This is a genomic window from Armatimonadota bacterium (assembly GCA_031460175.1).
Classification (GTDB): domain Bacteria; phylum Sysuimicrobiota; class Sysuimicrobiia; order Sysuimicrobiales; family Sysuimicrobiaceae; genus Sysuimicrobium; species Sysuimicrobium tengchongense.
In genome coordinates, this window is record JAVKGW010000001.1 from 83,959 (window position 1) to 96,631 (window position 12,673).

The following is a 12,673-nucleotide window of genomic DNA, read 5'->3' on the forward strand; positions in this document are numbered from 1 at the left end:
AAGGAGGGATATACCGTGTATCTCCGGATTGACCGGTTGCAGATCGAGCTGCCGGCTCCCAAGGAGCCGGACCCCAACGCTGCAGCCGCGGTGCAGGACCTGTTGGGCGGCCGTTTCGGGGAGATGTCCACCCTCATGAACTACACCTACCAATCCTTCAACTTCCGCGGGCACGATCAGCTCAAGCCCTACCGGGACCTCATCGCGAACATCGCCACGGAGGAGCTGGGCCACATCGAGCTCGTCTCCGCCACCATCAACCTCCTGCTCACGGGCGCCACCCAGGCCAGGGATCCGGTGGATGCGCCCCTCGAACCCGGCAAGGACGTGCGCTCCACCTACCACTTCATCAGCACAGCCCAGACCGCCTTCGTGGGCGGCTCCATGGGCGGGTTCTGGCACGGGGACTACGTGTTCAACAGCGGCAACCTCGTGCTGGATCTGCTCCACAACTTCTTCCTGGAGTGCGGGGCGCGGCTGCACAAGATCCGGGTCTACGAGATGACCCGCAACCCCGTGGCCCGGGAGATGATCGGCTACCTCCTGGTGCGGGGCGGGGTGCACGCCACCGCCTACGGCAAGGCCCTGGAGACCCTCACGGGGGTGAACGTCACGAAGCTTTTGCCCATCCCCAACATCCCCAATTCCAAGTTCCCCGAGGCCCGGAAGTACGAGCAGGCGGGCGGGCACCGCACCCTGTACCGGTTCAGCCCCGAGGACTACCGGGACATCGCCCGCATCTGGCGCGGTCCCGCTCCCACGGGGGACGGAGACCTCGTGGTGGTGGACGGTCCGCCTCCGGGAGGACCCGTGCCGGTGCTGCCGCCGCTCCCGGAGGAGTTCGCCCCGGGTCTAAGCCCCGAGGAGATGGCGGAGCTGGCAAAGAAGCTCGCGGCAAGTTAGCACGGTGCACTGGCAGGTGGCGTCACCCGAGGAATCCAGGGCCTGAACGCAGGGCCCGGGCGAAGGGACGCAGGAACTCCACCGCGGCCGCCACGGGATCCCGGGCCGCTTCCAGCACCTGGTAGAGGGCACTCGCCACGATCACCCCGTCGCTGAACCGGGCCGCCTCCTGTGCGTGCTCCGGACGGGCGATCCCGAACCCCACCACCGCGGGGAGGTCCGTGACCCTCCGCACCCGCCGCACGAGGTCCTCCGCCTCCTCGCTCAGCCGGTCACGGGCTCCCGTCACCCCGGTGACGGAGACGCAGTACAGGAACCCCGTGGTGGCCGAGGCGACCGTGCGCAGCCGCGCCTCGGTGCTCGTGGGGGCCACGAGGAAGATGGTATCGAGGCCCTCCGGCCGCGCGGCCCGGATGAGCGGTTCCCCTTCGTCCGCGGGGATGTCCGCGGCAATAATGCCGTCCACCCCCGCCTCCCGGGCCTCCCGGGCGAACCGCTCGATCCCGTACCGGAAAAGGGGGTTCGCGTAGGACATCACGGCGATGGGCACGTCCACCCTGCGGCGCACCTGGCGCACGAGGTCCAGAACGTCCTGGAGCCGCACCCCCCGCGTTAAAGCCCGGTAGGCGGCCCGCTGCATGGTTGGGCCGTCCGCGATGGGATCGGAGAACGGGACCCCGAGCTCCAGGGCGTCCGCGCCGGCCTCCACCACCGCGGGGATCAGACGTTCCAGGATCTTGAGATCCGGATCCCCAACTTCGAAGAACGGCATGAGGGCAGCCCGGCCCTCCGCCCGCAGCCTCTGGAAGAGCGCCCTAAACCGGCTCATGGCCGCCGTGCCGCCGCACCGTGTCGATGTCCTTGTCTCCCCGGCCCGAGAGTCCCACCACGATCACCCCATCCCGGCCGAGCTGCGGGGCCAGGTGTCTGAGATACGCGATGGCGTGGGCGGGCTCCAGAGCCGGCAGGATCCCCTCCGTCCGGGCCAAGAGGTGGAAGGCCTCCAGGGCCTCCTCGTCCGTGACCGCCACGTACTGGGCCCGTCCCGTCTCCTTGAGGTACGCGTGCTCGGGGCCGACACCCGGGTAGTCCAGGCCCGCGGAGACGGAATGCGTGCCGAGCACCTGTCCGGCCTCGTCCTGGAGCACGTACGTGTAGGCCCCGTGCAGTACCCCGGGGCTTCCCGCCACGAGGCTCGCCGCGTGCCGGCCGCTTTGCACCCCGTGCCCGCCCGCCTCCACCCCCACGAGCCGCACGGCCTCGTCCGGAAGGAAGGCCCAGAACAGGCCCATGGCGTTGCTCCCGCCGCCCACGCAGGCCACCACCGCGTCCGGCAACCGCCCTTCCCGCTCCAGGACCTGTTGGCGTGCTTCGGTGCCGATCACGGACTGGAAGTCCCGGACGATGCGGGGATACGGGTGTGGCCCCACCACGGACCCGATGATGTAGAAGGTGGTACGCACGTGGGTGACCCAGTCCCGCAGGGCTTCGTTGATGGCGTCCTTGAGGGTGCGGGTGCCGCTCTGGACGGGGATCACCCGGGCGCCCAGGAGCTGCATCCGGTACACGTTGAGGGCCTGGCGCTCCACGTCCTCCTGCCCCATGTACACCTCGCACTGCAGGCCCAGCATGGCCGCAGCCGTGGCCACGGCCACCCCGTGCTGCCCCGCACCCGTCTCCGCGATCACCCGATGCTTGCCCATGCGTCTCGCGAGCAGGGCCTGCCCCAGGGCGTTGTTGATCTTGTGGGCTCCCGTGTGCAGCAGGTCCTCCCGCTTGAGGTAGATGCGGGCACCGCCCAGGTGCTCCGAAAGCCTCCGGGCGAAGTACAGGGGCGTGGGCCGGCCGCAGTACTCCCGCAGGAGCCCCTCAAGCTCCTGCCGGAACTCCGGATCCTCCCGCAGCGCCTCATAGGCGGCCTCCAGCTCCAGGAGGGCCGGCATCAGGGTCTCCGGGACGTAGCGGCCGCCGAAGGGGCCGAACCGTCCCCGGGCGTCCGGAAGCGTCACCACACCCATGTTTCCTCCCTCCTGGCGTCCGCGCGCCGGACCGCGGCCACGAACGCCCGGATCTTCTCGGGGTCCTTGCGTCCATGCGTCTCCACCCCGCTGCTCGTATCCACCCCGTGCGGCCGAACCCTCCGGATGGCCTCGGCCACGTTCTCCGGGGTGAGGCCGCCGGAGAGGATCAGGGGGAGCTCCAGATGCCGGATCGTTTCCACCAGGGACCAGTCAAAGGTCCGGCCCGTCCCGCCGTAGGTCTCGGGGACGTACGCGTCCAGGAGGAGGGCGCTCACCGGGTAGTCCGCCGCCGCCCGGAGGCTCTCCCCATCGCGGACCCGGATGGCCTTGATGACCCGCCGCCGGATCCGCGCGCACGCCTCCGGCGGCTCGTCTCCGTGGAGCTGCACCGCGTCCAACCCGACCCGGGCGGCCACCTCCTCCACCCGCTCCGGTGGCTCGTTCACGAACACCCCCACCCGCACCACGAAGGGCGGGAGGATCCGGGCGATCCGGGCCGCCTCCTCGGGTGCCACGTACCGGCGGCTTCGGGGCCAGAACACGAACCCCACCGCGTCCGCCCCCGCCTCCGCGGCGGCGCGGGCTTCCTCCGGTGTGCGGATCCCGCAGATCTTCACCCGGGTCATCTGAGCCCCATCTTCCGGTAGACCTCTTCCATGGTGGCCTCGGCCACGGGACGGGCCCGCCGGGCACCCTCCACCAGGATCTCATAGAGATCCCCGGGCCGGCGCAGGAGCTCGTGGTAGCGCCGGCGGATGGGATCCAGCCGCTCGACGATGGCCTCCGCCAGGACCTGCTTGAGCTCGCTGTAGCGGATGGTGCCGGACTCGTACGCCTCCCGGAAACGCGGGAGGTGCTCGGGACCGAAGATCTCCAGCAGGGTGAAGAGGTTCTGGACCCCGGGGCTCGCGTCCTCCACCCGGGCGCCCGGCGCCGGGGGGCCCGGATCCGTCACCGCGGCCCGCACCTTGCGCCGGATCTCCTCCGGTTCGTCGGCAAGGGCGATGTAGCTCCCCGGGATGCTCTTGCTCATCTTCTTCGTGGGGTCGTTGAGGGCCATGATGCGGGCGCCCTTGGTGAGCCGGGCTTCCGGCAGCGGGAACGTCTCCCCGAACTGCTTGTTGAACCGCTCCGCGAGGTCCCGCATGAGCTCGATGTGCTGGAGCTGATCCTCCCCCACGGGCACGAGGCTGGCCTTGTACAGGAGCACGTCCGCGGCCTGGAGGACGGGGTAGTTCAGTAGCCCCGCCATCACTCCCTGCCGCGCCCGGCGCGCCTTCTCCTTGTACTGGGTCATCCGCTCCAGCTGCCCCACGGGGGTGAGGGTGGTGAGGAGCCACATGAGCTCGCAGTGCTGGTGGACGTGGGACTGCACGAACAGCACGGACCGCTCCGGGTCAATCCCGGCTGCGATGTTGGCCGCGGCCGCCTCCAGGATCCGCCGCTGCATCTCTTCCGGCTCGTAGGGCACGGTGATGGCGTGCAGGTCCACGATGCAGAAGTACGACTCGTACTGGGCCTGGAGCTCCACCCACTGCCGGATGGCTCCCACGTAGTTCCCGAGGTGCACGAGCCCCGTGGGCTGGATCCCGGAGAACACCCGCACCGCCTGACGCGGTGCCGCTCCCGACGCCGCACGGTCCACCGTTCCCACCTTCTGCGCCATCTCCCTCACCTCCTCACACCTTCACCGGACGCAGCTGCCGGAGCTTCGCCGCGGGATCCGCCTCACCCGCCAGGGCCGTTCCCACCAGCACCGCGTCCACCCCCGCCTCCGCCAGGGCCTTCACCTGATCCGGATGCGCGATGCCGCTCTCGCTCACCACCAGGATTCCCTCCGGGATCCGGGGGCGGAGGCGGAAGGTGGTCGCCAGATCCACCCGGAAGGTGCGGAGATCCCGGTTGTTGATCCCGATGATGCGGGCCCCGCTGCGCAGGGCGCGCTCCACCTCCTCCTCCGTGTGCACCTCCACCACCGCCGCCATCCCCAGCGCCTCCGCGAGCTCCCGAAGAGCCCGGAGCTGCGCGTCGTCCAGGATGGCGGCGATGAGCAGCACCGCATCCGCCCCCAGGGCCCGCGCCTCGTACACGTGGTAGGCCGCCAGGGTGAAGTCCTTGCGGAGGACCGGAAGCCGGGTGGCTTCCCGGGCGGCCTGCAGGTGTTCCGGGCTTCCCTGGAAGAACGGGCGATCCGTAAGGACGGAGAGCGCCTCCGCCCCGCCGGCTTCGTAGGCCCGGGCGAGGGCGGCGGGGTTCAGATCCTGTCGGATCACTCCCGCGCTGGGCGAGGCGGCCTTCAGCTCCGCGATCACCGCGATCCCTTCCCCCCGGAGGGCCGCGGCGAAATCCCGGGGAGAGGGGGCCGTGAGGGCCCGCCTCTTTACCTCGTGCTCCGGGCACGCGGCCCGGGCCTGCGCGAGCTCCCGCCACTTGTGCTGGACGATCCGTTCGAGGACACTCATCCCCCGGCGCCGGTCTGAGCCCCGAAGTAGGCCCGCAGGGCCGCGAGCTTCGCCGCGGCCGCCCCGGAGTCCACCGCCTCCGCGGCCCGCACGATCCCCTCCCGGAAGTCCTCCGCCGCTCCCGCGGCCACCAGCGCCGCGGCCGCGTTCAGCAGGACCACATCCCGGCAGGGTCCCCGCTCCCCGTTCAAGACGCGTTCTACGCGCTGCGCGTTGTAGCGGGCATCGCCTCCCCGGAGGGCTTCCGGGGACGCCCGCGGAAGGCCCACCTGTTCGGGCTCCAGCGCAAAGGTGCGCACCCGCCCCTCCCGCACCTCCGCCACCCGTGTGGGACCCGTGGTGGTGAGCTCGTCGAGGCCGTCTCCGTGTACCACGTACGCGTGCTCGGCCCCGAGCTCCCGGGCCACGAGGGCGAGTGGCTCCACGAGTCGCGGGTCGTACACCCCGATCACCTGCCGCCGGGCGCCCGCGGGATTGGTGAGGGGTCCCAGGACGTTGAAGACGGTGCGGATGCCGATCTCCCGCCGCGGTCCCACCGCGTGCCGCATGGCGGGGTGGAACCGAGGGGCGAAGAGAAAGCCCAATCCGATCCGCTCGATGGCCTCCTGCACCCGTGCGGGCTCCGCGTCCGCGGGAAGGCCCAGGGCCTCCAGGACGTCCGCGCTCCCGCAGGCGCTGCTCACCGCCCGGTTGCCGTGCTTGGCCACCGACACGCCCGCCCCGGCCACCACGAAGGCCGCCGCGGTGGAGATGTTGAAGGTGTGGGCTCCGTCCCCGCCCGTGCCGCAGGTGTCCACCAGGACCGGAACCCGGGGCGTGATGCGGTAGGCCCGCGCCCGCATGGCCCGGGCGAACCCGCTCATCTCCTCCACCGTCTCGCCCTTCATGCGCAGGGCCACCACCAGGGCCGCGATCTGGGCCGGGGTGGCCTCCCCGTCCATGATCTCGCCCATGACCCGCTCCGCCTCCTCCGCGGAGAGGGAGATGCCCTCCACCGTCTTCCGGATCGCCTCCCGGATCATGATCCTCCCTCCTGCCCACCCCATCTGCCCGTGCGGTGCCAGTCACGCACGAGGTCCAGGAAGTTGCGCAGCAGTGCCTTGCCGTGCTCCGTGAGGATGGACTCCGGGTGGAACTGCACGCCCTCCACCGGTCGGTGCCGGTGCCGCAGCCCCATAATGAGGCCCTCCTCGTTGCGGGCGGAGACCTCCAGCACCTCCGGAAGACCCTCCTCCTGGACCACCAGGGAGTGATAGCGGGTGGCCACGAAGGGCGAGGGGAGGCCCCGGAAGATGGTGCGGCCGTCGTGCAGGATGCGGGAGGTCTTGCCGTGAACGGGCCGCGGCGCAAGCCCCACCCGCCCGCCGAAGCACTGCCCGATGCACTGGTGCCCGAGGCAAACCCCCAGGACCGGGATCCGGTCGGAGAGCTCCCGCAGCACCTCGTTGCTGACCCCTGCCTCGTTGGGCGTGCAGGGCCCGGGGGAGATCACCACCGCTTCGGGCCCCAGGCGGGCGATGGCCTCCACGGTGATGGCGTCGTTCCGGTAGACCATCACCTCCGCCCCGAGTTCGCCCAAATACTGCACGAGGTTGTACGCGAAGGAGTCGTAGTTGTCCACCACCAGGATCATCCCATCCCCCCCGTGCACGCGAGTTCCACGGCCCGCACCAGGGCCTCCGCCTTGCTCACGCACTCCCGGTACTCGGATTCCGGATCGGAATCCGCCACAATGCCCGCGCCCGCCTGCACGTACGCCCGTCCGCTTCGCACCACCAGGGTGCGGATGGTGATGCAGGTGTCCATGGCGCCCGAATAGCCTACGTAGCCCACCGCGCCCGCATACGGCCCCCGGGCCACGGGCTCCAGCTCGTCGATGATCTCCATGGCCCGCACCTTCGGGGCCCCGGACACCGTGCCGTGCGGGAAAACCGCCTGCAGCACGTCGAAGGCGTCCCGATCCGGCTGGAGGATCCCCTGGACGGTGCTCACCAGGTGCATCACGTGGGAGTACCGCTCCACCACCATGAGCTCCGTGGTACGTACCGTGCCGTAGCGGCTGATGCGGCCCAGGTCGTTGCGGGTGAGGTCCACCAGCATCACGTGCTCCGCCCGTTCCTTCTCGCTCCCCCGCAGATCCGCCTCCAGGGCCGCGTCCTCCTCCGGGGTCCTGCCCCGGGGCCGGGTCCCCGCGATGGGTCGCATCATCACCTGATCTCCCTCCAGCCGCACCAGCAGCTCCGGGGAGGAGCCCGCGAGCTGCCCCTCTGGGAAGTCCAGGTAGAACAGGAAGGGTGAGGGGTTGATGGCCCGGGCGGCCCGGTACAGGAGGAAGGGATCCAGGCCTGGAACGGGAAGCGCGAAGCGCTGGGAGAGGATGACCTGGAAGATGTCGCCCGCGCGGATGTACGCGAGACAGCGCTCGACCTTCTCGAGGAAGGACTCCCGGGTCATGTTGGACTGGGCCTGCGGGACCGGCCGCACCTCCGGCGAGGATCCCGGGACCGGCCGGCGCAGCCGCTCCAGGACCTCCTCCATGCGCTCCCGGGCGGAACGGTAGGCAGCCTCCGCGCCTTCCTCCGCGAAGGCGTTCGCGAGGACCCGGATGCGCCGCCGCACGTGGTCGAAGACCACCACGGTGTCAAACAGCCCCATGCGGCAGACGGGAAGGCCGAGGTCGTCCGGAGGCCGGTCGGGGAGCCGTTCCCAGTCCCGCACCAGGTCGTAGCCGAGGTAGCCCACGAGCCCCCCCGTGAACCGGGGAAGCCCGGGGACGGGGACCTGGCGGTACGGACGGAGGACGGCGCGGGCCGCGGGGAGGAAGGGTCCGGGGAAGGTGCGACCGTCCGAGCACCGGACCACCCGGCCGTCGTAGGTGAGTACGAGCTTCGGGCGGGCGCCCAAAAAGGAATAGCGTCCCAACCGTTCCCCGCCCTCCACGCTCTCCAGCAGGAAGGCGTCCGGCAGGTCCCGCAACTTGAGGAAGGCGGAGATGGGCGTCTCCAGGTCTGCCAGGAGCTCGCACGAGACCGGCACGAGATTCCCCTCGCGCAGCATTGCCTCGAATCCCACGGGTCCAGGGGTGATCTCCAGGGTCCTCATGGCCTCCGCTCCCGCGCACGCATGGCCGCGTTTTGAGCCTGTTCCAGCAGCTCCTCCAGCTCGCCCTCCACGAGGCGGCGTTCCACCTGGTCCAGGATCCCCCGCAGATCGCGTAGGGCCCGTCCAACCTCCTCCCGGTTCAGGCGGAGGATCTGAGCCCACAGGGCCGGCGGACTGCTGGCCACCCGGGCAAGTTCTCCGAATGCGGGCCCCCCTACCCCGAGGGACTCGGGTTCTGCCGCGGCGGCCAGGATCACCGCGCATGCCACCAGGTACGGGAGGTGGCTGATGAGGGCCACGAGCCGGTCGTGGACCTCCGGCTGCATCACCACGGGCCGCATCCCGATCGCCCGCGCGAGAGCCACCAGGCGATGCACCGCCTCCCGATCCGTGAACCCCGTGGGCGTCACGATGTACGGCCGATCCCGGAGAAAGCCGGGCTCCGCGGCCTCGATCCCCTGCCCCTCGGTCCCCGCCATGGGGTGTCCTCCCACGAACCGGACCGGCGGCGCGATGCGTTCCAGGGCGGAGACGATGGGAGCCTTCACGCTCGCGGTGTCCGTGAGGATGGTCTGGGGACGCAGGTAGCCGAGGGCCGCGCGGGCCACCCCCACCACCTGCTCCGGGGGAACCGCCAGGAAGACGATCTCCGCCTCCGCGAGGCGACCGAGATCCGTACTCGCCACGTCCGCGGCTCCCCGCTCCACGGCCCGCTCGGCAGCCCGCGGATCCCGGTCGATCCCGATCACGGTCTGCGCGCACCCCCGCTGGCGCAGGGCCATGCCCAGGGCCCCGCCGATGAGGCCGGTCCCCACAATGGCCGCCACCTGGAACCGCACGATTTCCCGCACCCCGGTCCGAGCCCCAAACAAAACCCCTCCCGTCCGCTGGGACGGGAGGGGTTCTCCCGCGGTGCCACCCGCCTTCCGTCGGGTTTCCCCGACGGCCCTCTCGGGACAGGCAACTCCGCCGATCCCGCCTGCCGGGTTCACGGGGCAGGAATCCCGTCGGCGCCTACTGGACCCCTCAGGTCGTTCGGGCCGCCCCTCACGGGCCCATTCCGCCGGCCGGTCGCCGCCGCCTCCCACCTTCCGCGGCTCTCTTGGGGCACCTGGGCCGGCTTACTCGTCCCGGTCCTCGGGTTTGCCCCTAGCATAGCACAGGCCGTCAACCAGGTGGGAGCCGGGGCCTGCGGAGGCGCCTTCGGGTTGCCGCCCGCCAAGCGAGCTCCACCGCCTCCACGGGATCGTCCGCCCGCACGATGGGATCCCCTTCCAGCCCCGGCCGCTCGATCCGCCACGTCCGGAGTCCGACCACGGGAACCTGCAGGGCCAGGGCGTACGCGATCTCCACCAGGGTCCCGTACCACCCCCCGATGGCGATGAGGGCCTGGGAGGCCCGCACCACGAGCACGTTGCGTCCCTCCCCCATGCCGGTGGGGATGGGGATGGTGAGGTAGGGATTCCCCGCCCGCTCCGAGTCCGTGGGCAGGATCCCCACCACCTCCCCTCCCGCCTCCCGGGCGCCTTTGGACGCGGCCTCCATCACCCCGCCCATGCCCCCGCAGATCAGGATCCCGCCCCGCCGCGCGATCTCCCGCCCCACGGTCTGGGCCGCCTCCCAGAGCTGCGGTGTGGTCTGTCGCTCTCCCACGACCCCGATGCGCAGCCGGATGCTCCCTCCCACCGTGCACCTCCGAGATCCCATTCTGCCGCAGGAGGACGCGGAAGGGATCGTGTATCCTGCTCTTGATGCGGCCGCTGGACGGGATCCTCGTGGTGGACCTCACCCGGGCGCTCGCGGGACCGTATTGCACCATGATGCTGGCGGACCTCGGTGCCCGGGTGGTGAAGATCGAATCCCCGGAGGGCGGAGACGACACCCGCGGGTGGGGACCGCCGTTTCTCGGCGGGGAGAGCGCCTACTTCCTCAGCGTGAACCGCAACAAGGAGTCCGTGACCCTCAACCTCAAGCATCCGAAGGGGATGGAGGTCCTGCACCGGCTTCTCGCCCGGGCAGACGTCCTCGTGGAGAACTTCCGGCCCGGGGTGATGGACCGGTTGGGTCTCGGATACCGCGCCCTGCACGAACGCTACCCCCGCCTGGTGTACTGCTCCATCTCGGGGTTCGGTCAGGACGGCCCGTACCGGGCCAGACCCGCCTATGACCTCATCCTCCAGGGGATGGGCGGGATCATGGGGATCACGGGCGAGGAGGAGGGACCGCCGGTAAAGGTGGGCGTGGCCGTGGCGGACATCGCGGCGGGGATGTTCGCCGCCTACGGCATCCTCGCGGCCCTTTGGGCACGGGAACGCACGGGGCGGGGGCAACACGTGGACGCGGCGCTGCTCGACGGACAGGTGGCCTGGCTCACCTACGCCGCGGCCAACTACTTCGCCACGGGCCGGAATCCCCGGCGCATGGGCTCCGCCCACCCCAACCTGGTCCCCTACCAGGCCTTCCGCACCCGGGACGGGTACCTGAACGTGGCGGTGGGGAGCGAGGGCATCTGGCAGCGGTTCTGTGAGGCGGTGGCTCCCGAACTCCGGGACGATCCCCGGTTTTCCACCAATGCGGATCGGGTCCGCCATCGTTCCGAGCTCATCCCGATCCTGGAGGCCCGGTTCCGACAGCGGACCACCGCGGAGTGGCGGGAGATCCTGGACCGGGCCGGTGTCCCAAACGGCCCCATCTACCTGATCTCCGAGGTCTTCGAGGATCCCCAGACCCTCCACCGCGGGATGAAGGTGACCCTGCCGCACCCCACCGCGGGGGAGGTCACGGTGACCGGGATCCCGGTGAAGCTCTCCGAAACACCCGGGGAAGTCCGCACCCCACCGCCGCTCCTGGGTCAGCACACGGAGGCGGTGCTCCAGGAACTGGGGTACGCCCCAGAGGAGATCGCGCGCCTCCGGGCGGAGGGCGCCGTCTAGGTGCTCCTGCGCCGGCTCCTCCCGCTCTCCCTCTTCGCCCGGTACGAGCGGTGGTGGGCCCGGCGCCACGGCCTCGTGGATCTCGCGCCCCACAGCTTCGTGCGCCTGGAGCTGCGCCAACACCGGGGTGATGTGGTCCGGCTGCAGGACGGGACCGTGGTCCGGCCGGGGGACCTGGTCGGGGAGATCCACGTGGACAGCCTGAAGCTGATCGCGTACCACGAGACCACCCAGGATCCCCGGCGCATGGGGTTGCTGTTCGGCCGGGGGATGTCCGAAGGCCTGCGCCTGGTGGCCCGGTACCTGCGGAGCCACCCGGAGTTCCCCGTGGTGGCGGTCCGGGCGGTCACCCTGTACTGGAAGGGAAGCGAGCGGCTGGGCTTCGAGGTCCACCGCATCCGCAACCCCCTCACCCGCTTCGGCGTGAATTTCTGGCTGAAGTTCCTCCTCTGGTATTCCCACCCGGAGGGGTTCCGCCGCAGCTTAGGCCGCGAGCGGCTCCGGGAGCCTCGGGAGGCTTGGATGTCCGCCCGGACCCTCTTCGCCCGCTACGACACCTCACCCGAGGAGGTCCGCGAGCGTCACGGGCCGTAGACCCCGCGCCCGCAGTCCTACAAGGATCCGGGGAAGCGCCCGCAGCACCCGCTCGGGGGTATCCGGGAACCCACCGCGATCGTGCAGGTTCACGATGGCACCCGGGTGGGCGCTTCGGACCACCACCCGCGCCATCTCCTCCCACGAGGGGCGCCACCGGTAGCCCTCTCCCCGCACGCTCCACAGTACGGGTACCAGGCCCTCCTTCCGGCAGACCGCGAGCGCCGCGAGGTTCACCGCCCCCCAGGGCGGCCGGAAGAAGCGCAGGGACCGCCCCAAGATCGCCTCCACCACCCGGTGTCCCCGCAGGATCTCCTCCCGGGTGGCCCGGGGACCCAGAGACCAGAGGTGGCGGTGCGCGTAGGTGTGGCTTCCCAGGGTGTGCCCTTCCGCGAGGATCCGGCGTACGAGCTCGGGGTGCTCTTCCGCGTGGCGCCCCACGAGGAAGAAGGTGGCCCCGGCTCCGTGCTCCGCCAGGACCTCCAGGATCCGGGGGGTGTAGACTGGATGGGGGCCGTCGTCGAAGGTGAGGGCCACCTGGGGCACGGGCGGGCCCGTGCGGACCGCTCCCCGCAGTCGGGTGAGGGCCTGAGCCCCCAGGGTATACGCGGCCCCGAGGCTGAGACCTCCCAACACCAGGGCGCGCGCGACCGCCATG

At 70.9% G+C, this 12,673-nt stretch carries 14 protein-coding genes; 3 read left to right on the top strand and 11 right to left on the bottom strand.

The features are described from left to right. Positions 1-15: 15 nt before the first annotated feature. Positions 16-903, top strand: coding sequence for a manganese catalase family protein (locus tag QN206_00425; protein MDR7613274.1), 888 nt, complete (start codon positions 16-18; stop codon positions 901-903). Between the two features lie 22 nt (positions 904-925). On the opposite strand, the gene trpA is transcribed toward QN206_00425, so the two are convergent. The 10 genes from trpA to QN206_00475 form a co-directional block, all read right to left on the bottom strand. Next, positions 926-1,732 (bottom strand): tryptophan synthase subunit alpha, encoded by an 807-nt coding sequence (gene trpA, locus QN206_00430; protein ID MDR7613275.1) that lies wholly within the window; start codon positions 1,730-1,732, stop codon positions 926-928. Further along, positions 1,719-2,921, bottom strand: coding sequence for a tryptophan synthase subunit beta (trpB, locus tag QN206_00435; GenBank protein MDR7613276.1), 1,203 nt, complete (start codon positions 2,919-2,921; stop codon positions 1,719-1,721). The genes trpA and trpB overlap by 14 nt, the downstream gene beginning before the upstream one ends. Beyond that, a complete protein-coding gene (locus tag QN206_00440) occupies positions 2,909-3,550 on the bottom strand; it encodes a phosphoribosylanthranilate isomerase (GenBank protein ID MDR7613277.1) in 642 nt (213 codons plus the stop codon). Before QN206_00440 ends, trpB begins: the two co-directional genes overlap by 13 nt. Next, entirely contained in the window at positions 3,547-4,590 is a 1,044-nt protein-coding gene (gene trpS, locus QN206_00445) for a tryptophan--tRNA ligase (GenBank protein MDR7613278.1), read from the bottom strand. Before trpS ends, QN206_00440 begins: the two co-directional genes overlap by 4 nt. Positions 4,591-4,603: 13 nt before the next feature. Continuing rightward, positions 4,604-5,386 carry an indole-3-glycerol phosphate synthase TrpC gene (gene trpC / locus QN206_00450; protein ID MDR7613279.1) on the bottom strand — a complete coding sequence of 261 codons (783 nt, stop codon included), beginning with the start codon at positions 5,384-5,386 and terminating at the stop codon, positions 4,604-4,606. Then, positions 5,383-6,408 carry an anthranilate phosphoribosyltransferase gene (gene trpD, locus QN206_00455; protein ID MDR7613280.1) on the bottom strand — a complete coding sequence of 342 codons (1,026 nt, stop codon included), beginning with the start codon at positions 6,406-6,408 and terminating at the stop codon, positions 5,383-5,385. Before trpD ends, trpC begins: the two co-directional genes overlap by 4 nt. After that, on the bottom strand, positions 6,405-7,019 hold the full coding sequence (locus QN206_00460) for an aminodeoxychorismate/anthranilate synthase component II (protein MDR7613281.1): 615 nt from the start codon (positions 7,017-7,019) through the stop codon (positions 6,405-6,407). Before QN206_00460 ends, trpD begins: the two co-directional genes overlap by 4 nt. Further along, on the bottom strand, positions 7,016-8,488 hold the full coding sequence (gene trpE, locus QN206_00465) for an anthranilate synthase component I (protein ID MDR7613282.1): 1,473 nt from the start codon (positions 8,486-8,488) through the stop codon (positions 7,016-7,018). The genes QN206_00460 and trpE overlap by 4 nt, the downstream gene beginning before the upstream one ends. Beyond that, positions 8,485-9,339 carry a prephenate dehydrogenase/arogenate dehydrogenase family protein gene (locus QN206_00470; protein MDR7613283.1) on the bottom strand — a complete coding sequence of 285 codons (855 nt, stop codon included), beginning with the start codon at positions 9,337-9,339 and terminating at the stop codon, positions 8,485-8,487. Before QN206_00470 ends, trpE begins: the two co-directional genes overlap by 4 nt. Before the next feature lie 316 nt (positions 9,340-9,655). Next, positions 9,656-10,174 (bottom strand): TIGR00725 family protein, encoded by a 519-nt coding sequence (locus QN206_00475; protein MDR7613284.1) that lies wholly within the window; start codon positions 10,172-10,174, stop codon positions 9,656-9,658. 65 nt (positions 10,175-10,239) lie between these two features. Here QN206_00475 and QN206_00480 point away from each other — a divergent pair, with 65 nt between their 5' ends. Both QN206_00480 and QN206_00485 read left to right on the top strand, forming a co-directional pair. Next, positions 10,240-11,421: a CaiB/BaiF CoA-transferase family protein gene (locus QN206_00480; protein ID MDR7613285.1), complete on the top strand. Its 1,182-nt coding sequence runs from the start codon at positions 10,240-10,242 to the stop codon at positions 11,419-11,421. Then, a complete protein-coding gene (locus tag QN206_00485; GenBank protein MDR7613286.1) occupies positions 11,422-12,015 on the top strand; it encodes a hypothetical protein in 594 nt (197 codons plus the stop codon). Here the strand turns inward: QN206_00485 and QN206_00490 are convergent. Beyond that, entirely contained in the window at positions 11,980-12,672 is a 693-nt protein-coding gene (locus QN206_00490) for a polysaccharide deacetylase family protein (protein ID MDR7613287.1), read from the bottom strand. The genes QN206_00485 and QN206_00490 overlap by 36 nt on opposite strands. Between the last annotated feature and the right edge of the window lies 1 nt (position 12,673).